The sequence below is a fragment of the Amycolatopsis sp. WQ 127309 genome, from assembly GCF_023023025.1.
In the GTDB taxonomy this organism is placed as follows: Bacteria; Actinomycetota; Actinomycetes; order Mycobacteriales; family Pseudonocardiaceae; genus Amycolatopsis.
Genome location: NZ_CP095481.1, coordinates 4,611,550 through 4,631,236, shown reverse-complemented (window position 1 = coordinate 4,631,236; position 19,687 = coordinate 4,611,550). Strand labels below are relative to the sequence as shown.

At 72.8% G+C, this 19,687-nt stretch carries 17 protein-coding genes; 10 read left to right on the top strand and 7 right to left on the bottom strand.

What is annotated here, in order from left to right:
- The first annotated feature begins 51 nt into the window (after positions 1–51).
- Positions 52–642, top strand: coding sequence for a dihydrofolate reductase family protein (locus tag MUY22_RS21845; protein WP_247062076.1), 591 nt, complete (start codon positions 52–54; stop codon positions 640–642).
- Here MUY22_RS21845 and MUY22_RS21840 read toward each other — a convergent pair.
- Together MUY22_RS21840 and MUY22_RS21835 are read right to left on the bottom strand one after the other, a co-directional pair.
- Positions 611–2,044, bottom strand: coding sequence for a cell wall metabolism sensor histidine kinase WalK (locus tag MUY22_RS21840; protein ID WP_247062075.1), 1,434 nt, complete (start codon positions 2,042–2,044; stop codon positions 611–613). The genes MUY22_RS21845 and MUY22_RS21840 overlap by 32 nt on opposite strands.
- Positions 2,041–2,757 carry a response regulator transcription factor gene (locus MUY22_RS21835; protein WP_247064039.1) on the bottom strand — a complete coding sequence of 239 codons (717 nt, stop codon included), beginning with the start codon at positions 2,755–2,757 and terminating at the stop codon, positions 2,041–2,043. The genes MUY22_RS21840 and MUY22_RS21835 overlap by 4 nt, the downstream gene beginning before the upstream one ends.
- Positions 2,758–2,905: 148 nt before the next feature.
- Between MUY22_RS21835 and MUY22_RS21830 the strand changes: the two genes are divergently transcribed.
- From MUY22_RS21830 to MUY22_RS21805, 6 genes are read left to right on the top strand one after another with little or no spacing between them, the layout of a single operon-like run.
- Complete coding sequence (locus tag MUY22_RS21830; protein ID WP_247064037.1) at positions 2,906–4,252, top strand: ferric reductase-like transmembrane domain-containing protein; 1,347 nt, start codon at positions 2,906–2,908, stop codon at positions 4,250–4,252.
- A gap of 13 nt (positions 4,253–4,265) precedes the next feature.
- Complete coding sequence (locus tag MUY22_RS21825; protein ID WP_247062074.1) at positions 4,266–4,778, top strand: FMN-binding protein; 513 nt, start codon at positions 4,266–4,268, stop codon at positions 4,776–4,778.
- Complete coding sequence (locus MUY22_RS21820; protein WP_247062073.1) at positions 4,778–5,518, top strand: FAD:protein FMN transferase; 741 nt, start codon at positions 4,778–4,780, stop codon at positions 5,516–5,518. Before MUY22_RS21825 ends, MUY22_RS21820 begins: the two co-directional genes overlap by 1 nt.
- A gap of 42 nt (positions 5,519–5,560) precedes the next feature.
- The gene (locus tag MUY22_RS21815) at positions 5,561–5,941 is read left to right on the top strand and encodes a VOC family protein (protein WP_247062072.1); all 381 of its coding nucleotides are present in this window, start codon (positions 5,561–5,563) and stop codon (positions 5,939–5,941) included.
- A complete protein-coding gene (locus tag MUY22_RS21810; protein WP_247062071.1) occupies positions 5,938–6,756 on the top strand; it encodes a bifunctional 2-polyprenyl-6-hydroxyphenol methylase/3-demethylubiquinol 3-O-methyltransferase UbiG in 819 nt (272 codons plus the stop codon). Before MUY22_RS21815 ends, MUY22_RS21810 begins: the two co-directional genes overlap by 4 nt.
- Positions 6,753–7,730, top strand: coding sequence for an asparaginase (locus MUY22_RS21805; RefSeq protein ID WP_247062069.1), 978 nt, complete (start codon positions 6,753–6,755; stop codon positions 7,728–7,730). The genes MUY22_RS21810 and MUY22_RS21805 overlap by 4 nt, the downstream gene beginning before the upstream one ends.
- Before the next feature lie 131 nt (positions 7,731–7,861).
- Here the strand turns inward: MUY22_RS21805 and MUY22_RS21800 are convergent, their stop codons facing one another.
- The 3 genes from MUY22_RS21800 to MUY22_RS21790 form a co-directional block, all read right to left on the bottom strand.
- A complete protein-coding gene (locus MUY22_RS21800) occupies positions 7,862–8,341 on the bottom strand; it encodes a cysteine dioxygenase family protein (protein ID WP_247064035.1) in 480 nt (159 codons plus the stop codon).
- Positions 8,342–8,622: 281 nt separating this feature from the next.
- Positions 8,623–9,639: an NAD(P)H-dependent glycerol-3-phosphate dehydrogenase gene (locus tag MUY22_RS21795; protein ID WP_247062067.1), complete on the bottom strand. Its 1,017-nt coding sequence runs from the start codon at positions 9,637–9,639 to the stop codon at positions 8,623–8,625.
- A complete protein-coding gene (locus tag MUY22_RS21790; RefSeq protein ID WP_247062065.1) occupies positions 9,639–10,343 on the bottom strand; it encodes a 1-acyl-sn-glycerol-3-phosphate acyltransferase in 705 nt (234 codons plus the stop codon). Before MUY22_RS21790 ends, MUY22_RS21795 begins: the two co-directional genes overlap by 1 nt.
- A gap of 1,107 nt (positions 10,344–11,450) precedes the next feature.
- Between MUY22_RS21790 and cofC the strand changes: the two genes are divergently transcribed.
- The 3 genes from cofC to MUY22_RS21775 are packed head-to-tail and all read left to right on the top strand — an operon-like array spanning position 11,451 to position 15,461.
- Complete coding sequence (gene cofC / locus MUY22_RS21785) at positions 11,451–12,083, top strand: 2-phospho-L-lactate guanylyltransferase (protein ID WP_247062063.1); 633 nt, start codon at positions 11,451–11,453, stop codon at positions 12,081–12,083.
- Positions 12,084–12,138: 55 nt separating this feature from the next.
- Positions 12,139–14,511, top strand: a complete 2,373-nt coding sequence (locus tag MUY22_RS21780) for an RNA degradosome polyphosphate kinase (protein ID WP_247062061.1) — start codon at positions 12,139–12,141, stop codon at positions 14,509–14,511.
- Entirely contained in the window at positions 14,508–15,461 is a 954-nt protein-coding gene (locus MUY22_RS21775) for an NUDIX hydrolase (RefSeq protein WP_247062059.1), read from the top strand. Before MUY22_RS21780 ends, MUY22_RS21775 begins: the two co-directional genes overlap by 4 nt.
- A 211-nt stretch (positions 15,462–15,672) precedes the next feature.
- Here MUY22_RS21775 and MUY22_RS21770 read toward each other — a convergent pair whose 3' ends face one another.
- Together MUY22_RS21770 and MUY22_RS21765 are read right to left on the bottom strand one after the other, a co-directional pair.
- A complete protein-coding gene (locus tag MUY22_RS21770; protein WP_247062057.1) occupies positions 15,673–18,411 on the bottom strand; it encodes a BTAD domain-containing putative transcriptional regulator in 2,739 nt (912 codons plus the stop codon).
- Between the two features lie 382 nt (positions 18,412–18,793).
- Complete coding sequence (locus MUY22_RS21765; protein ID WP_247062056.1) at positions 18,794–19,519, bottom strand: HU family DNA-binding protein; 726 nt, start codon at positions 19,517–19,519, stop codon at positions 18,794–18,796.
- Positions 19,520–19,687: the final 168 nt, after the last annotated feature.

Sequence of the window (19,687 nt, the reverse complement as noted above, 5' to 3'; positions counted from 1 at the left end):
CGCGGTGGCCGTTCGTGTAGGCGGCGACAGACCGAAGCGGAAGGAAACCCCATGCGCGAACTCAGCGTCACCATGAACATCACCCTCGACGGCGTCGTCCAGGGCCTCGGCCGGCCCGACGAGGACACTCGCGGTGGCTTCACCCACGGCGGCTGGGGCGGCCGCTACCAGGACGAGGTCCTGGGCCAGGAGATGAGCCAGGGCATGGGCAAGCCCGGCGACATGCTGTTCGGCCGCCGCACCTGGGAAGACTTCATCGGAGCGTGGGCCGGGCAGACGGACGGCAACCCGTTCACCACGCACCTGAACGCCGCCACCAAGTACGTCGCTTCGACCACTTTGGACGACGCCGGCGCGTGGCAGAACTCGGTGCTGCTGCGGGGCGACGCGGCGAGCACCGTGGCCGAGCTGAAGGCCACACCCGGCAACGACCTGTCGGTCGTCGGCAGCGCCGCGCTCGTGCGCGCCCTGCACGCGGCCGGGCTCGTCGACCGCTACACGCTGCTGATCCACCCGCTGACGCTCGGCCGCGGCGCGCGCCTGTTCGACGACGCCGCGCCCTTCACCGAGTTCACGCTCACCCGCAGTGTCGCGACCACCAAGGGCGTGATCATCGCGTACTACGAGCGAGCGGCAGCCTGACCGTGAACGTCGTGCGGCCCGGGGCGGACTCGACCGAGACCGTGCCGCCGTGCGCCGTGACCAGGGACTGCACCACCGAGAGCCCGAGGCCGGTGCCGCCGCCCGAGCGGGTGCGGGAGTCGTCGACGCGGAAGAACCGGTCGAAGATCCGCTCCTGGTCGGCCGGCGCAATGGCGGCGGGCCCGGCGTCGGTGACCCGCGCGAGCGCCCCGGCGCCCTCGACCGCCACCGCGACGTGCACCGCGGTCCCCGGCGGCGTGTGCACGGCCGCGTTGGCCAGCAGGTTGTCGAGCACCTGCCGCAGCCGGACCGGGTCGGCGTCCACCAACGCCGGATCCAGGGAGGTCGTCACCGGGTGGTCGGGCCGGCCGGCGGCGAACGCGTCCGCCGCGTCGCCGGCCAGCTCGGCCAGGTCCGTCCGCTCGGGACGCAACGGCGTTTCGGCCGCCCGCGCGTCGAGGCGGGCCAGCAGCAGGAGGTCGTCGACGAGCACGGTCATCCGCGCCGTCTCCTCGCGGATCTTGCTCAGGTGCGCCTCGCGTTCCGCCGGCTCGTTCGCGGCCGCGTAGCGGAACAGGTCGGCGTAACCCCGGATCGACGTCAGCGGGGTGCGCAGCTCGTGGGACGCGTCGGCGACGAACCGGCGCAGCCGCTCGTTCGCCTCGGTCTTGGCCGCCAGTGACGTGTCGATGTGCGCCAGCATCACGTTGAACGCCGTCCGCAGCTCCTCCACCTCGACGCCGCCGCCGCTGCCCGACGCGCGCACCGGCAGGTCGGGGTTCGCGGTGAGGTCGTGGGCCGCGATGTCGTGCGCGGTGCCGGCCATGTCGGCCAGCGGGCGCAGGCCGCGGCGCAGCACCAGCCGGCCGACGACCACCAGCACCGCCAGCGCGAGCGCGAACGCGCCGACCTCGACCCAGACCAGCTGGCGGACGGTCCCGTTCAGGTCCCCCTGCGGCGCGGCGCTCAGCAGCACCGAATCGGTGTCGACCGGGCAGGCCCGCACCCGGTACGGGCCGTCGTCGTAGAGGTAGATGTCGCGGGTGACGTCGCCGCCGACGGCGTCGGCGGCGATCTTCGCCAGCTGCTTGCCGTCGCCGGGCAGCATCCCGCCCGGCTCGGGCGTCGCGACGCCGTCACGCACCGAGTACAGCGCCGAGTACCAGGAGTAGACCGACTGCGGCGAGCCGTGCGTCTCGCGCAGCGTCGGCACCTGGGTGTTCTGGCTCTTGGACAGCTGCTCGTCGAGGCGCCGGTCGAGGTAGCCGTGCATGATCCCGACGGTCGTGACGCCGACGGCGGCGAACACCACCAGGGCGAGCGCGCCGAGGCCGAGCGTGATGCGGGTGCCGAGCCGGGTGCGCCGCCAGGCCCCGTACCACCGGCGGAAGAAGCCCCTCACCGGTTGACCTGGCGCACGACGTACCCGACGCCGCGCACGGTGTGGATCAGCGGTTCGCCCGCGCCCGCGTCGATCTTGCGGCGCAGGTGCGAGATGACGAGTTCGACCACATTGGACCGGCCGCCGAAGTCGTACTCCCACACGTGGTCGAGGATCTGCGCCTTCGTCAGCACCGACGGCGAGCGGCGCATCAGGTAGCGCAGCAGCTCGTACTCGGTCGGCGTCAGCTCGGCCGGCGCCCCGTCGCCGCGGCGGACCTCGCGGGTGTCCTCGTCCAGCGTCAGGTCCCCGACGCGCAGCACGGCCCCACGCGCGGCGGCCGGGAGCGCGGCGCCGGTGCTGCGGCGCAGGACCGCCCGCAGCCGCGCCATCAGCTCCTCCACGGAAAACGGTTTCACCAGGTAGTCGTCACCCCCGCGGGTGAGCCCGGCGATCCGGTCCGCCGTCGCGTCCTTGGCCGTGAGGAACACCACGGGCACCGCGCTGCCGTTCGCGCGCAGCCGGTCGAGCACGGTGAAGCCGTCGAAGTCGGGCAGCATCAGGTCCAGCACCACGATGTCCGGCGCGAACGCCGCCGCCTCGCTCAGCGCGGCCTTGCCGGAGCCGGCCGTGACCGCCTGCCAGCCCTCGTACCGGGCGACGGTGGCGACGAGGTCGGCGATGTGCGGCTCGTCGTCGACGACGAGCAGGCGCACGGGTTCGGAGGGCTGCACCACCCCATCTTCTCCCGGCGCCCGAGCGGGCGGCGAGGCGGTGACGCGGGCCGACAGGAACCCGACAGCCGGCACCCAGACTCGCCACAGGCTCGGTGGCGAGGCTGGCCTTCGTGAACCGAACCGACGAGGGATCCGTGTGACCAGCATGACGCAGACCGCCGAGGCCACGCGCCCGGCGATCCGCCCCCGGATCGCCGCGAAATCCGGCCTCTTCCTCCTCCTGGGCGCCAACGTGGCCGCCGTGACCACCCTGTTCGCCCAGGCCGGGCTCTCCGACGACGTGCTGATCAGCATCGGCAGGCTCGCCGGGCTGTACGGCGCGCTCGCGATGGCGTTCCAGCTGCTGCTGGTGGCCCGGCTGCCCTGGCTGGACCGGCGCATCGGCATGGACCGGCTCACGACGTGGCACCGCTGGACCGGCTTCACGATCCTGTGGACGCTGCTCGCGCACCTGGTGTTCATCGTGTTCGGGTACGCCGAGGTCGAGCACCACGGCGTCGTCGACGAGCTGGTGGACATGGCGAACCAGCTGGAAGGCATCCTGCGCGCGCTGGTCGCGTTCGCGGTGATCCTCATCGTCGGGGCGGCGTCGGCGAAGTTCGCGCGCCGGCGGCTGGCCTACGAGACGTGGCACTTCATCCACCTCTACACCTACGCGGCGGTGTTCCTCGCGTTCACGCACCAGATCGCGCTCGGGACGTCGTTCGCCGGCTCGCCGATGGCGAAGAGCTACTGGTGGACGCTCTGGATCGGCGCCGGCGCCGCCGTGCTCGCCGGGCGCGTGCTGCTCCCGCTGTGGCGGAACCTGCGGCACCGGCTGCGCGTCACCGCCGTCGTTTCCGAGGCCCCGGACGTGGTTTCGGTCTACATGAGCGGCAAGCACCTCGACCGGATGCCGGTCCGCGCCGGCCAGTTCTTCCTGTGGCGGTTCCTCACCAAGGACCGCTGGTACCAGGCCAACCCCTTCTCGCTGTCCGCGGCGCCCGACGGCCGCACGCTGCGCCTGACCGCGAAGGCCCTCGGCGACGCCAGCGCGTCGCTGCGCAACCTCCGCATCGGGACGCGGGTGTTCGCCGAAGGCCCGTACGGCGCGTTCACGACGATCCACCAGCAGCGGCCCGACGCGCTGCTCGTGGCGGGCGGCGTCGGCATCACGCCGATCCGCGCGCTGCTGGAGGACATCCAAGGCCACGTCGTCGTGCTCTACCGGGTGCGCACGCAGGCCGACGCGGTCCTGCTGCCCGAGCTGAACCAGCTGGCCAAGACCCGCGGCGCGATGGTGAGCGTCCTCACCGGACCCGACCAGGCCGTCGGGCCGCGCGGCACGATGCTCGGCCCGGCGAACCTGCACATGATGGTGCCGGACGTGCACGAGCGGGACGTGTTCGTCTGCGGCCCGCCCGGGATGACGTCGGCCGTGCTGCGCAGCCTGCGGGAGCTGCGCGTGCCCAAGGCCCAGGTCCACGCCGAACGCTTCAGCCTCGCGGCCTAGGGGGGGACTCGTCATGAAGAGAACCATCTTCGTCGTCGCGCTGTCGATCGCGGGCTTCATCGCGGTCTGGCGGTTCGAACCCGGGCCGCCGGTACAGAACACCGCCGTCGCCCAAGCGCCGCCCTCCCTCGCCGTACCGTCCACATCGGTCCCCAAGCCGACCGCGGCGGCACCGTCCACTTCGGCCGGTGGCCCGACCGGCGGCACCTCGAACTCCCCCACCACCTCGGCGCCGCCGTCGTCCACTCCGGACAGTGCGAACGCGACGGTGACCACCCAGGGCACGCCGGAGTGGAGCACCTACGGGACCGTGCAGGTCCAGGTGACCTTCACCGGTTCCCGGATGGCCGCGATCACCCTGCTGCAGGCGCCGGACGGCGGGCGGGCGCTCACCGCGTTGCCGAAGCTGCAGGAAGAGGCGATCAAGGCGCAGAGCGCGAAGATCGACACGGTGACCGGCGCGACCGAGACGAGCGAGTCGTACAAGACGTCGCTGCAGGCCGCCATCGACGCTCGGGGCAACTGATGACGAACCGCGTGGACCAGGTGATGGGCCTGCCGATCTCCCTCGACCTGCGGGACGAAGGTGATTTCGCCGACGTCGTCGACGACGTCTTCGCGTGGTTCCGCGACGTCGACGCCCGGTTCAGCCCGTTCAAGCCGGACAGCGAGGTCAGCCGCTACGACCGCGGCGAGCTGCCGGCCGAGGACCTGAGCGACGACCTGATCGAGGTGCTGGAGCTCTGCGCGTACTACGAGCAGCTCTCCGGCGGCGCGTTCCGCGCGCGGCTGCCCGGGCGCGGCCTCGACCCGTGCGCGGTGGTGAAGGGCTGGGCGGTGCAGCGCGCCGCCGACATGCTCAAGGCCGAAGGCGCGACGACGTTCTGCCTCAACGCGGGCGGCGACGTCGTCACCGCCGGCGAGCCCGAACCCGGACGGCCGTGGCGGGTCGGCGTCCGCCACCCCGAGCAGCCCCTGGCCGTGTGCGCGGTGCTGGAGTCGCGCAACGGCGCCATCGCGACGTCGGCGGCCTACGAACGCGGCTCGCACATCCTCGACGGCCGCGACGGCACCCCGGCGACCGGCCTGATGAGTGTCACGGTGGTGGCCGGCGACCTGGTCACGGCGGACGCGCTGGCCACGGCGGCGTTCGCGATGGGCGCCGAGGGCATCACGTGGGCGGCGGACCGGCCGGGCTGCGAGATCCTCATCGTCGACGACAGCCGCCGGATGCACCGGACCGCGGGGCTCGCGGTGGCTTCGTAAATCGAGTCGCTCCGGCGTGGCCGCTCGGCCAGACTCGGGGGCATGCCTTCCGCCGTGCTGAACGTGTCCGTCGACTGCGCCGATCCGTACACCCTCTGCCAGTTCTGGAGCCAGGTCACCGGGAAACCGATCCCCGACGGCGACCACCCGGGTGACGACGAGGTCGGCATCGAGCTGTCCGACGGCACCGCCTTGCTGTTCCTGAAGGTGCCGGAACCGAAGACGGTCAAGAACCGCCTGCACCTGTGCCTGCAACCGGACGTCCCGCGTGACGAAGAGGTCGCGCGCCTGATCGGGCTGGGCGCCACGCTCGTCCACGACCGGCGCAACGAGGACGGCACCGGCTGGGCCGTGCTCGCCGACCCCGAGGGCAACGAGTTCTGCGTGCTGCGCAGCAAGGCCGAGCGCGCGGCGACGGCGTGACGGACTCCTTCGCTCTCAACAAGGCCAACTGGGACGACCGCGCGCCGCTGCACGCGTCCTCACCGGACTACAACTTCGCGGACTTCGCCGCGGATCCGGCGTACCTGAGCGCCGTCGTGCGGTTCGACCGGCCCCGGCTGGGCGACATCGCCGGGCTGCGCGCGGTGCACCTGCAGTGCCACCTCGGCACGGACACGGTGTCGCTGTCCCGCCTCGGCGCGCGGGTGTCCGGGCTCGACTTCTCGGGCGCGGCGCTGACCGAGGCGCGGCGGCTGGCCGAGGCGGCGGGCGCGGAGATCGACTACCACGAGGCCAACGTCTACGACGCCGTCTCGGTGTTCGGCGCGGAGAGCTTCGACCTGGTCTACACCGGAATCGGCGCCCTGTGCTGGCTGCCGTCGGTGGCGCGCTGGGCCGAAGTCGTCGCGGGCCTGCTGCGGCCGGGCGGGCGGCTGTTCATCCGCGAGGGCCACCCGATGCTGCAGACGCTCGACGAGACCGTCGAGCCGGCGGTGCCGCGGTACCCGTACTTCGAGCAGGCCGAGCCGCTGGTGTTCGACGAGCCGGGCACCTACGTCGAGGTCGACGGCGCACTGACCCACACGGTGACCCACGAGTGGAACCACTCGCTGGGCGAGATCGTCACCGCGCTGCTGGCCGCCGGGCTGACGCTGACCGGGCTCACCGAGCACGACAGCGTGCCGTGGAACGCCATCCCGGGCCAGATGGTGCACGACGAAGCCGTCGACGAGTGGCGGCTGAAGGACACGCCGCAACGGCTCGCGGCGAGCTACACGCTCCAGGCCGTCAAGTGACCGTGATCGCGGTCGCCACCCTGGGCGGCACCATCTCGATGGCCCCTTCCGGCGGTTCCGGGGGCGCGGTGCTGCGGTTCGGCGCCGCGGAGCTGCTCGCCGGTCTCGGCGACCTGCCGTTCGAGGTGCGCGCGGAGACCCTGGCGGGCATCGGCAGCGCGTCGCTGGACTTCGCGACGCTGCGGCGCTGCCGCGACTGGGGGCTGGCCCAGGAAGCCGACGGGTTCGTGGTCGTCCAGGGCACCGACACCCTCGAGGAGACGGCGTACTTCCTGGACCTGTGCTGGCCGTCGGAGACCCCGGTGGTCATCACCGGCGCGATGCGCAACGCGGGCCTGCTCAGCCCGGACGGCCCGGCGAACCTGCGGAACGCGCTGACCGTCGCGGCCGATCCCCGCGGCCGCGGGCGGGGCGCGATGGTGACGCTGAACGACGACGTTCACGCGGCGCGGTGGGTGCGGAAAGCGCATTCGAGCCACCTGGAAGCGTTTTCGTCGGCGCCGGCGGGCCCGCTCGGCATGGTCGTCGAGCAGGCGGTGCACTGGTTCCACCCGTCTGCGCCGCGGCTGCCTGTCCTCTCCGGCGACGACTTCACCGGGCTGGTGCCGGTGGTCGAGTCCGGTCTGGACGACCCGGGCGCGGTGCTGGAGCTGGTCGCGTCGGATCCGCGGGTGCGCGGGGTGGTGCTGGCCGCGGCGGGCGCCGGACACGTCTCGACGAGCACGGCCGACGTCGTCGAGCGGCTGGTTCCGCGGCTGCCGGTGGTGGTCGCGTCCCGGACGGGCGCCGGGCCGACGCTGCGCTCGACGTACGGCTTCCGCGGTTCGGAGTCGAGCCTGATCGCGATGGGCGCGACGATGGCGGGCTGGCTGGACGCCCGCAAGTCCCGGATCCTGCTGGCCACGCTGCTGGCGGCGGGCGCCGACCACCCCCGCGTCGAGCAGGAGTTCCGCTTGCGCGGCGACCTCGCCTGACCCTGGCCCCGAGCGCCCCAATGTGGCGTTGGTTGCGTTCAACGCACCCAATGTGGCGTTCGGTGCGTCTGACGCACCGAACGCCACATTGGGGCGCTGGCGACCGGACAACAGCGGGAGCCGGCGGGTGGTCAGTCGCGGATCGGGCCGCTCAGCGGGTCCAGGTGGTACGGGCGCATCGCGCGGCCCGCGTCGCGGTAGACGTGGACCGAGACCGCCGGGTCCGGGCCTTCGTTGCGGACCTCGTGCACGTACCCCGGGCCGAACACCCGCGACTGCCCCGCGGCGAGCGCGTGCAGCTCGGTGATCGCGCGGCCGTCCGGGGCGCGGCGGGCGACCGCCTCCGTCAGGTGGCCGCTGACCACGGTGAACGCGCCGCTGGCGATCGCGTGGTCGTGCAGGTCGGTGCGCTGGCCGGGCAGCCAGCTCATCAGCCACACCTCCTGCTGCTCGTCCTGGGAGACGAGCGTCGCGTAGCGCTCGTCGGGGTCGTAGCGCAGCAGGTGCTTCCAGCGGTCGCGATCGGCGGCGACCTCCAGCGCGACGCGCACGGGGTGACGCAGCGCGGGGTTCTCGGGACGCAGCAGGGTGTTGTCCGGGACGGCGAACATGAGGGTCCTCACGGGAGAAAAGGGGTGTCGAGCTGGGCCGGGGCGGGGTTCACCGACAACAGCGACACGCACACATGACGGCGCGGAGGTCGTGACGACCCCGCGACTCGATCATGGTTGGCGCGAACATGGCGCCTACGGTTCCAGCCGCCCGGAGGCCGGTCAAGCGGCTCCCAGCATCCGGGCGGTACGTGACCCGCTCGCCCGGTGCCGGAAAGCCGTGAAGGCCTCCTTCCCGGCCGTTAGCGCCGGTAAGGAGGCCTTCACGGCTTTGAGCTGGGTTACGACCACTCGTGCTTCTGGGAGCGGCCCAGCAGTTCCGCGCCGGCCTGGCGCGGGTCGACACCCTCGTGGCAGACGCGGTGCATCGCGTCCGTGATCGGCATGTCGACACCGAGGCTCCGCGCCAGCGCCCGGATCGACGAGCACGACATGACGCCTTCGGCGACCTGCCCACCGGCGGCGGCCTGGGCCTGCTCCAGCGTGTCGCCGCGGCCGAGGCGCTCCCCGAACGTCCGGTTGCGCGACAGCGGTGACGAGCACGTCGCGACCAGGTCGCCGACCCCGGCGAGCCCGGCGAACGTCAGCGGGTCGGCGCCGAGTTTCGCGCCGAGCCGGGCCATCTCGGCCAGGCCGCGGGTGATGAGCGTCGCCATCGTGTTGGTGCCGAGGCCGAGGCCCGCGGCCATCCCGGTGCTGAGCGCGATGACGTTCTTGCACGCTCCGCCCAGCTCGCAGCCGACGACGTCGGTGTTGGTGTAGGGCCGGAAGTAGGAGTTGGCGCTGGCGCGCTGGATCGCGACCGCGCGCTCGTGGTCGGCGCAGGCGAGCACCGACGCGGACGGCTGCCCCGCAGCGATCTCCTTGGCCAGGTTCGGCCCGGTGACGACGACGACCTCGCCGGCGTTCACCGCGACGATCTCGGCGATCACCTCGCTCATCCGCTTGAGCGTGCCGAGTTCGACGCCCTTGGCCAGGCTGACGAGGATCGTGCCGGCCGGCAGCAGCGGCCGCCACTCCGAGAGGTTGGCCCGCAGGCTCTGGCTGGGCACGGCCAGCACCACGGCCTCGGCGCCGTCGAGGGCCTCGGCCGGGTCGGCGGTCGCGGTGATGTTCGCCGGCAGCGCGACGTCCGGCAGGTACGCGGAGTTGGCGTGCCGCTCGCGGATGTCCGTGGCGACCTGCTCACGGCGCGCCCACATGGTGACGTCGCGCCCGGCGTCGCCGAGGACCTTCGCGAACGCGGTGCCCCACGAACCGGCCCCGAGCACGGTGACCCGCTGGACGTCGGCGCGCATCAGGCGGTATCCCCCGGCTTCGCCGGCGGCGGTTCCTCGTGCCGGATCTCGCCGAGCAGCCGGGTCACGTCGTCCATCATCACCTTCGTGACCTCGCGCAGTTTCGCCGCGCTGCGCGTGTTGCCGCCGCGGTAGGCGGACAGGTCGAGCGGGTCGCCGACCGAGTGGGTGATGGTCTTGCGCGGGAACGGCGTGAACTTCTTGGTGTAGCCGTTGAAGATCTGGCTGGTGCCCCAGCGCGCGATCGGGATCACGGGGACGTCGTTCTGCAGCGCGAGCCGGGCGGCGCCGGTGAAGGACTCCTTCGGCCAGCCGGCCGGGTCCTTGGTGATGGTGCCCTCGGGGTAGATGACGACGAGCTTCCCCGCCGCGAGCGCGTCGTGGGCGGCCTTGAGACTGTCGCCGGCGGCGGCCGAGCCCCGCGAGACGGGGATCTGCCCCGCGCCGACGAAGATCTTCCCGAAGATCGGCGTCCGGGTCAGCGACTCCTTGCCGAGGAAGCGGGGAACGCGCTTCTGGCGGTGCACGAACACGGCGTCGACGACGGGGTCGAGGTGCGAGATGTGGTTCATCACCAGCAGCGCGGGCCCCTGCCGGGGAATCTTCTCGGTCCCGGCGTACACCCGCCGCCCGATCCCGGTCACCGGGTAGAACAGTACGGCGGCGAGCCCCACCCAGAAGCCGCCCTTTTCACGCCGGGCCACAGTCTTCCTCCTCCACAGCTCAAGTCCACCCTTGATCCTGCCGCGCCGGTCTCAGAGCGCTCGAGGGAGGGTGGCCGACGGCCCCCGAGCCCAGGTGAAACGCGCCTACCAGCCCGAGCCGGCCGGGCCCAGCCGGCCGGCCGGGGTGGGCGGGTGGGCCTGGCCGGGCTCGGCCGACCGGGGTGGGCGGGTGGGCCTGGCCGGGCTCGGCCGGCCGGATGGGCTCGGCCCGGCCGGATGGGCTCGGCCCGGCCGGATGGGCTCGGCCGGCCGGATGGGCTCGGCCCGGCCGGATGGGCTCGGCCCGGCCGGATGGGCTCGGCCCGGCCGGATGGGCTCGGCCCGGCCGGATGGGCTCGGCCCGGCCGGATGGGCTCGGCCCGGCCGGATGGGCTCGGCAGGGTCGGCCGGGGTGGGCGGTGGGGTGCTTCCCGGAGCGGCCCCAGCTCCCGGAGCAGGCGGCGGTCTCGAAGCTGATCCACTCCTGGCGCGGCTGCGCGGGCTCGGGGTCGTGTGTGTTAGGAGGTTCTAACCCTCCTAACACACACGACCAGCCGCGGCAGACCCGGAACAGCAGGCCGGGTCGGGGCAGGCAGGTCGGCGGCGCCTGCAGTCTGCAGGTCAGATGCTGGGCCGGACGGCTCACCGGCGCAGAGGGTCACCCAGCCGAGTGGAGCGCCAGGGCGGTCCGGGGCGCGGCGGCTCGAGGCCTCACCGCGAGCCGTCGGGATGTTGCCGAAGACTCCTTCTCGTCGCCGCACTGTGAACAACTCGCTTCCGATGTTCCACCCGCGCGAACTCACCCGCCCTCGCGCGAATGCCGGAGAACTGCCGCCTTCCCACCGTCGACAGCAGACCTTCAGCGCGCCCCCGCCGCGGCCGAACGGCCCGCAGATCCCCAGCAACAGGCCCAAATCCGCCGCCATCCCCGGCCCCAGACAGAGCCCACCCTCCCTGGGGGCCACCCCGTCTCAAGCGTATCGACCGGCCCGGACGAAAGCCGCGCCGAACGCACCTCCGGCCCGGAGTTGTCCACATCACGGTGGACCTGTGGACAACCACCCCGCCCGCGCCCCGGCTGCCGGGGTTTCGGGTAAAGATGGACGGGTGGACGTGGACCTGGTCGTGCCGATGAAACACCCCCGCGACGGCAAGTCGCGGCTGCGTGGTGCCGTGGACACCGAGCGCCATCCCGGGCTGGTGCTGGCGCTCGCCGCCGACACGCTCGCCGCCGTGGTCGCCACCGCGAACGTGCGGCGGGTGCTGCTCGTCGCCGCCGATCCCGATGCCGTCGCCGAACTGCGGGACCTCGGGATCGAGATCATCGGCGAAGGAGGCGAAAGAGGCCTCAACCAAGCCTTCCGGCACGGGGCCGACCTGCTCCGGCTGGACGACCCTGGCAGCGTGGTCGGCGCCCTGCAAGCCGACCTCCCCGCGCTGCGGGCGGGCGATCTGTCGGCCGCGCTCGTCGAGGCCGCGGGGCGGCGGGCCTTCGTCGCCGATCGGCAGGGCACCGGCACCACACTGCTGCTGGCCGCCCCCGGAGCGCCGCTCGACCCGCGGTTCGGGCCCGGCTCCGCGCGGGCGCACGAGGCTTCCGGAGCCGTCCCGCTCCGGGGCGGGCTGCCGTCGCTGCGCAGTGACGTCGACACGCCCGAAGACCTCGCCCACGTACGGACCCTCGGTGTCGGGAAACACACCACCGCCCGGCTAGGGGAACCATGCGCCGCACCCGGCTGAGCTGTTCATCTGACCTTCACCACGCTCGGAGCAAATCCGCGTGGCTTAGTGAAGAATGGGTCCCGTGAGCACAGACGACGGCAGCACGCCCGCACCGCGGAGGCGACGGAACACGACGACCGGGTCCTCGGAAACGCCGAAGGAAGCGCCGAAGAAGACCACCGCGGCCAAGAAGGTCCCGTCGAAGTCCACCGCCCGCGACACCGCGGCCCGTGCCACCGCCGGCAAGGCCAGGGTGCGCAAGAGCACGCCCGCGGCGTCGACCCCGCGCCGCCGCAGCGCCGCGCACGGCAACGCGCGCGGGGCCGAGGAGTTCCGGGCCGTCCCGTCGGCGCCGCCCGCCGTCACCACCACCTCGCCGACCGCGGCCGAGACGCTGCCGGACGACCGGTACTTCAACCGCGAGCTGTCGTGGCAGGACTTCAACGCCCGGGTGCTCGCGCTGGCCGAGGACGAGTCGCAGCCGCTGCTCGAACGGACGAAGTTCCTCGCCATCTTCGCGTCCAATCTGGACGAGTTCTACATGGTCCGCGTCGCCGGCCTGAAGCGCCGCGACGAGACCGGCCTGCTGGTGCGCAGCGCGGACGGGCTCACCCCGCGCGAGCAGCTGGACTACATCTCCAAGCGCAACCAGGACCTGGTCGAACGACAGACCGGCGCGTTCGAGAAGCACCTGCGCCCGCGGCTGGCCGAGCACGACATCCGGATCGTCGGCTGGACCGACCTCACCGGCGCCGACCAGCTGCGCCTGTCCAGCTACTTCTCCGAGCAGATCTTCCCGGTGCTGACGCCGCTGGCCGTCGACCCGGCGCACCCGTTCCCCTACATCTCCGGCCTGTCGCTCAACCTCGCCGTCACGGTCCGCGACCCGGAGGGCGGCACCGAGCGGTTCGCCCGCGTGAAGGTGCCGAGCAACGTGCCGCGCCTGATGCGCGTCGAAAACGAGCGCACCAGCCGCACCGCCACCTTCCTGCCCCTCGAAGAGCTGATCGCGGCGCACCTCGGCGAGCTGTTCACCGGCATGGACGTCACCGAGCACCACGTCTTCCGCGTCACCCGCAACGCCGACTTCGAGGTCGACGAGGACCGCGACGAAGACCTGCTCCAGGCCCTCGAACGCGAGCTGGCGCAACGCCGGTTCGGCCCGCCGGTGCGCCTCGAGGTCGCGCTGGACATGAGCGAGCACATGCTCGAGCTGCTGCTGCGCGAGCTGGACGTCGACCCGGCGGACGTCGTCGAGGTCCCCGGCCTGCTCGACCTGACCTGCCTGCACCAGCTGTCCGGGGTGGACCGCAAGGAGCTCAAGGACCGGCCGTTCGTGCCGGCGACGCACCCGGCGTTCGGCGAGCGCGAGACGCCGAAAAGCGTCTTCGCGACGCTGCGCGAGGGTGACGTCCTGGTCCACCACCCGTACGACTCGTTCTCCACGAGCGTGCAGCGGTTCATCGAGCAGGCCGCGGCCGACTCGAAGGTCCTCGCGATCAAGCAGACGCTGTACCGGACCTCGGGCGACTCCCCGATCGTCGACGCCCTGATCGACGCCGCGGAGGCGGGCAAGCAGGTCGTCGCGCTGGTCGAGATCAAGGCCCGGTTCGACGAGCAGGCCAACATCACCTGGGCGCGGACGCTGGAGCGCGCGGGCGTGCACGTCGTGTACGGCCTGGTCGGGCTGAAGACGCACTGCAAGGTGTCGATGATCGTGCGCCAGGAGGGCTCGACCATCCGCCGCTACTGCCACATCGGCACCGGCAACTACAACCCGAAGACCGCGCGGCTCTACGAGGACATCGGCCTGTTCACCGCCGACCCCAGCATCGGCGCCGACGTCACCGACCTGTTCAACGTGCTCACCGGCTACTCCCGGCAGGACACCTACCGGACGATCCTGACGTCGCCGCACGGCATCCGCCGCGGCATCGTGCGCGCGATCGGCGAGGAGATCGAGCTGGCCAGGGCCGGGCAGCAGGCCGGCATCCGGATCAAGTGCAACTCGCTGGTCGACGAGCAGGTCATCGACGCGCTCTACCACGCGTCGCAGGCCGGGGTGCCGGTCGAGATCGTGGTGCGCGGGATCTGCACGCTGAAGCCCGGCGTCGAAGGGCTGTCCGAGAACATCCACGTCCGGTCGATCCTCGGCCGGTTCCTGGAGCACTCGCGGATCTTCAACTTCCGCGCCGGCGGCACGCACTGGATCGGCAGCGCGGACATGATGCACCGCAACCTGGACCGGCGGATCGAGGCGCTGGTGCGGGTCAAGGACCCGAAGCTGACGCGCCAGCTCGACGACATCTTCGACTCGGCGCTGGACCCGGCGACGCGCTGCTGGGTGCTCACCGCGAGCGGCGAGTGGTCGCCGTTCCCGGCCGACGGTTCGCGGGTGCGCGACCACCAGCTCGAGCTCGCCAAGCTGCACGGGGCCGCCGGATGACCGAAGAGGTACGGGCGGCCGGCGCGGTGCTGTGGCGCCTCGCCGGGAGGGTGACCGAGGTCGCCCTGGTCCACCGCCCGCGGTACGGCGACTGGTCGCTGCCGAAGGGAAAGCTCGACCCGGGCGAGACGACGGCCGAGGCCGCTGTGCGGGAGGTCCGGGAGGAAACCGGGTTCCGCGCGGTCCTGGGCCGGTACCTGGCCCGGACGTCCTACCCGGTGCCCGCGAAGCACGGGTCCGGCACGGTGCCGAAGACCGTCGACTACTTCAGCGCGGAAGCCGTCTCCGGCGCGTTCGAGGACAACGACGAGGTCGACGAGCTGCGCTGGCTGGCACCGACCGCCGCGGAGAAACTGCTGACGCGGCACGAGGACGTGCGCGTGCTGCGCGCGTTCTGCGAGCTGCCGGTCGGGCTGACGACGCTGCTGCTGGTGCGGCACGCGAAAGCCGGCAAGCGCGACGGCTGGAACGGCGACGACGACCTCCGCCCGTTGTCCGAAGCGGGACTGCGGCAGGCGGCGGGACTGCGCCGGGTGCTGGCGTTGTCCGCCCCGGACCGGGTGCTGTCGGCGCCGCGGCTGCGCTGCGTCCAGACGGTGCACGGGATCGCCGAGGACATCGGCGCCGAGGTGCGCCACGAACCGCTGCTGTCCGAAGAGGGCTACTGGCCGGACCCGGTGCTGGGTCTCGCGCGGCTGCTGGCGATCGCCGGTGACGGCGGCACGCCCGTGGTGGCCAGCCAGGGCGGCGTGATCCCGGACCTGGTGAGCGCGCTGGCCGACCGCGACGGCGTCGAGCTGAGCGCCGCGCGCGGCGGTGTGGTGCCGAGCAAGAAGGGCTCGTTCTGGGTCCTGTCGTTCCGCCCGCCGACGGCCGAAACCGGCCCGGTGCTGGTGGCGGCGGACTACCACCCGAGCGCGCTGCCCGCCCCGGCTCCCAGCCGGCACTGACCCGAGCGCCACCGGCCTCCCGAGTTTCGCCGGCCCCCGAGCGCCCCAATGTGGCGTTGGGTGCGCTGGACGCACCCAACGCCACATTGGGTGCGTCTGACGCACCCAACGCCACATTGGGGCGTATGGGGGCAGGCGAAGCCGTCGAAGACAGCGCCGTGACAGTGGATGTTGGTGTACTGGTTCCGGTCCCCCGCTGGGCCGCGCCGGGCTAGGGGTACGGCGCGTCCTTCGCCGGGGGCTCTTCTGGTGGCACCGTGGCCAGCAGTGCCTGGATCTCCGGGACGCGGGGATCTCCGAGGCGCTGGCTGGCGGCCAGCGCCTCGGCCCAGTGGCCGCCGGCCTCGCGCGGCCGGCCCGTGTAGAGCTTGAGCCGGCCCAAGGTGATCTGGACGTCGATGGTGCCGTAGTCGGCGTTGAGCTCCTTCAGCTCGGCGAGCGCGTCGAGCCCCGCCTTCTCCGCTTCGTCGTGCCTGCCGGCACCTTCGAGGGCTTCGGCGACGTTCCCGAGGGCCAGCGCCGCGTGGTAGCGGTCGCCGAGGTCGGCGAAGGCTTCGTGCGCGGCCTGGGCGGCTTCGGCCGCGTGGTCGTAGTCGTGCAGGCCGATGCGGCTCGCGCTGACGTTGAGCAGCGCGTGCGGGACGAAGGTGCGCTGGCCGCGGTCGCGCGCGAGGTCGACGGCCTTGAGGGCGTAGCGCTCGGCTTCCGCGTACTCCGCGCGGACGTAGTAGGCCCCGGACAGGTTGGACAGGATCGCGACGGTCAGCGCCGTCCCGTTGCCGGTCTCGGACGCCGTCCGCGCTTCTTCCAGCGCTTCGAGGGCCTTGTCGGGCTGGAGGGTGCGCAGGTAGGCCGAACCGAGGTTGTTGGCGCTGTACTGGAGTCCGGTGTTGTCGCCGGCGTCGCGGGTGGCCGCGACGGCGATGCCGGCCGTCGCGATCCAGTCGTCGCGGTCGTGGCGTTCGGCGAAGAACCCGCGCAGCAGCCAGGCGAGCTTCCACGCGTGGGCGACCCAGCCGTGCTGCGCGGCGACGCCGACGAGCGCGGTCAGCGCCGGGCGTTCGGCGGTGTACCAGGCGATCGTGTCCTCGTGCTGCGCGAACCGGACCGCCGGCAGCGGCACGGGTTCGAGCGTGATGTCGTCGGTGAGCAGGTCGGGCCGGACGAGCTTGTTGGCCTCCGCGACGCCGGCGAGGTACCAGTCGACCAGGCGCCGCAGCGCCGCCTCCCGTTCCGCCGCGGTCGTTTCCGTCTCGACGAGCTCGCCGGCGTAGACGCGCAGCAGGTCGTGGAACTGGTAGCGGTCGGTGCTGGGCTGGTTGAGCAGGTGCGCGGCGGCGAGCTGGTCGGCGAGCTCACGCGCTTCGCGCAGGCCGGCGCCGGCGAGCGCGGCGGCCGAGGAGAGGCTGAAGGCCAGGCCCGGGTGCAGGCCCAGCAGCCGGAAGAACCGGGCGGCGGCCGGGCGCAACGCCTTGTAGGACCAGGAGAACGCCGCGCGCAGGTCGGTGCCGGCGTCCTGCGGGTCGCGCAGGGTGTCGAGCCGCAGCTTCTGGTCGCGCAGCTCTTCGACGATCCCGGCCAGCGAAACGCCGGAGAAGCGTGACGCGCGTTCGCCCGCGAGAGCCAGCGCCAGCGGCAGCCGGCCGCAGAGCTGCACGAGCTCCGCGACGGCGCCGGGTTCGGCGGCGATGCGCTGCGGCCCGACGCTCCCGGCGAGCAGCGCTTCGGCGTCGCGGTCGTCGAAGGAGCGCAGGGCGATGCGGCGGGCGCCGTCGCGGGCGACCAGGCCGCGCAGCTGGTTGCGGCTGGTCACGACGACGAGGTTGCCGGTGCCGGGCAGCAGCGGGCGGACCTGGTCGGCGTCGCGGGCGTTGTCGAGCAGCATCAGCGTGCGGCTGCCCGCCAGCCGGCTGCGCAGCAGGCCGGAGCGTTCCTCCACTGTGGAAGGCCACGTCTCGGGCGGGACGCCGAGCGCGCGCAGGAAGCCGGCCAGCGCCGTCTCCGGCGTGACGGGGGTGCCCGCGGAGTGCCCGCGCAGGTCGAGGAACAGCTGGCCACCGGGGAAGCGGTCCCGGACGCGGTGGGACCAGTGCACGGCCAGCGACGTCTTGCCGACGCCGGCGGTGCCTTCGATGACGACGATGCCGGACGCGCCGCCGGGCGGGAGGCGGTCCAGCTCGGCGAGTTCGGGGCCGCGGCCGGTGAAGCCGGCGACGTCGAAGGGCAGCTGACGCGGGACTTCGGTGCGGGCGGCGGGTTCGGCGTCGGCGGCGAGCAGCTCGGCGTGCAGGCGGCGCAGGTCTTCGCCCGGTTCGACGCCGAGCTCGTCGGCCAGCAGCGCGCGGAGCCCGGCGTAGCGCGACAGCGCCTCGGCGCGGCGCCCGGACCGGGCGAGCACGCGCACCAGCCGTTCCCACAAGGATTCCCGCAGCGGGTGCTGCGAGACGAGGTCGGTGAGCTCGGCGATCAGCCGCGCGTCCGGGACGAGCCCGCCGTCGAGGTCGATCCGCTGCTCGACGGCGAACAGGTACCGCTCGGTCAGCAGCGGCCCCCATTCGGCCGCCAGCGCGGGTGATCCGACGCCTTCGAGCGGAGTGCCGCCCCAGGTGCCGAGGGCGGTGGTGAGCAGGGTGCGGCGGTGCGCGGGCTCGGTGGTGGCCGCGGCCTGGTCCAGGGTGCGCAGGAAGCGCAGGGCGTCCACCCGGGACGGGTCCACGACCAGCCGGTACCCCTCCGGCTCGGTGACGACGGTGTCCTCGCCGCACAGGCGGCGCAGGCGCATCACGTACGTCTGCAGGCTCCCCCGGATGTGCGCGGGCGGCGCTTCGCCCCAGACGCCGCGCGCGAGGGTGTCGATCGAGACCAGGCGGCCCGCGGCCAGCGCGAGCGTCGCGAGCAGCGCGCGCTGGCGGGAACTGGTGAGCAGGACCGCTGAACCGTCGACGAGCACCTGGAAGGAACCGAGAAGCCGGATGTCGATGGTGGTCGCCCCCAGGTTCGCCTTGCTCGGCTGCCGGCCCCGCCGGACGCGGGTTCCGAGAAACGCAGCGTGGCATCACTCGGCCGGGCGCTCAAGCGACTTGGCGGAATTGATCGGAACCGGTCCCGGCGACGCGAGAGTAGCCCGAGTGGCGGTGTGCGTGTTCCTTTCGGGAAAGGCGTCCTCGCCGTGAGTAACTCTTACGGCACACGCGAATACCGCTCATGTTTTCGCAGAGTGGGCTCGTGTACCGGAACGGGCGGGATTGCTTCTGGCGCACCGGGGTGCGAACCAGGCAGGGCCCCGCGCTCGGTCGCGCGGGGCCCTGCCTGGGAAACTCGGGTGCCGCGGGTCAGCTCTTCTTGGCCGCGGTCGACGTCCGCCTGGCCGGCGTCTTCGCCGCGGTCGTCTTCGCTGCCGTGGTGGTCTTCGCCGCCGTGGTCGTCTTGGCTGCTGTGGTGCGGGTGGCGGCCGGCTTGCGGGCGGTGGTGGTCTTCGCCGCCGTCGCCTTCGGGGCCGCCTTCGCCCTCGTGGTGGTCGTCTTCGCCGGTGCGGCCTTGGCGGCCGTCGCCTTGGCCGCGGCGGGCTTCGCCGCCGTGCGGGTCGTGGCCGGCTTCGCCGCGGTGGCGCGGGTCCGCGTGGCCGTCGCCCGGGCCGTGGCGGGCTTCGCCGCGGCCGCGCGGGGTGTGGTGGCCCGCGTGCTGGTGGCCTTCGCCGGCGCGGACGCCTTCGCCACGGACGCACGAGTCGTCGTGGACGCCGCCGTGGCGCGCCGGACCGGAGCGGCCTTGGCCAGCTTCTTCGCGCCGGAGATGACGTCCTTGAAGGTCGTCCCCGCCCGGAAGGCGGGCACGTTGGTCTTCTTGACCTTCACGGCCTGACCGGTGCGCGGGTTGCGCGCGGTGCGAGCGGCACGGGCGCGCTTCTCGAACACGCCGAAGCCGGTGATGTTCACCTTCTCGCCCTTGTTGACCGTCCGGATGATGATGTCGACCAGACCGTCAACGGCCTGCGAAGCCACCTTCTTGTCGCCCAGACGCTCCGACAGCGCCTCGATCAGCTGGGCTTTGTTGGCCATCCAGTCCTCCAAGAAGGAAGTACCCGTCCACGGCCACCTCGGCCGACTAGCGACACGGTATTACCAACGCAGCACAAATTCCAACGGCTCGCGGAAACCTTCCCTTGCCCCGGGACGGGTTCCGCCTCGCGGACGAGCCCCTTGACGGGGCGCCGGAGGGCCGTTGGA

Bases quoted from the DNA above. Each gene is read 5' to 3' on its own strand.
- MUY22_RS21845 (WP_247062076.1), top strand. From the start codon at position 52: ATGCGCGAACTCAGCGTCACCATGAACATCACCCTCGACGGCGTCGTC.
- MUY22_RS21815 (WP_247062072.1), top strand. From the start codon at position 5,561: ATGCCTTCCGCCGTGCTGAACGTGTCCGTCGACTGCGCCGATCCGTAC.
- MUY22_RS21825 (WP_247062074.1), top strand. From the start codon at position 4,266: ATGAAGAGAACCATCTTCGTCGTCGCGCTGTCGATCGCGGGCTTCATC.
- MUY22_RS21775 (WP_247062059.1), top strand. From the start codon at position 14,508: ATGACCGAAGAGGTACGGGCGGCCGGCGCGGTGCTGTGGCGCCTCGCC.
- MUY22_RS21820 (WP_247062073.1), top strand. From the start codon at position 4,778: ATGACGAACCGCGTGGACCAGGTGATGGGCCTGCCGATCTCCCTCGAC.
- MUY22_RS21765 (WP_247062056.1), bottom strand. From the start codon at position 19,519: ATGGCCAACAAAGCCCAGCTGATCGAGGCGCTGTCGGAGCGTCTGGGC.
- MUY22_RS21800 (WP_247064035.1), bottom strand. From the start codon at position 8,341: ATGTTCGCCGTCCCGGACAACACCCTGCTGCGTCCCGAGAACCCCGCG.
- MUY22_RS21830 (WP_247064037.1), top strand. From the start codon at position 2,906: ATGACGCAGACCGCCGAGGCCACGCGCCCGGCGATCCGCCCCCGGATC.
- MUY22_RS21780 (WP_247062061.1), top strand. From the start codon at position 12,139: ATGGGTCCCGTGAGCACAGACGACGGCAGCACGCCCGCACCGCGGAGG.
- MUY22_RS21795 (WP_247062067.1), bottom strand. From the start codon at position 9,639: ATGCGCGCCGACGTCCAGCGGGTCACCGTGCTCGGGGCCGGTTCGTGG.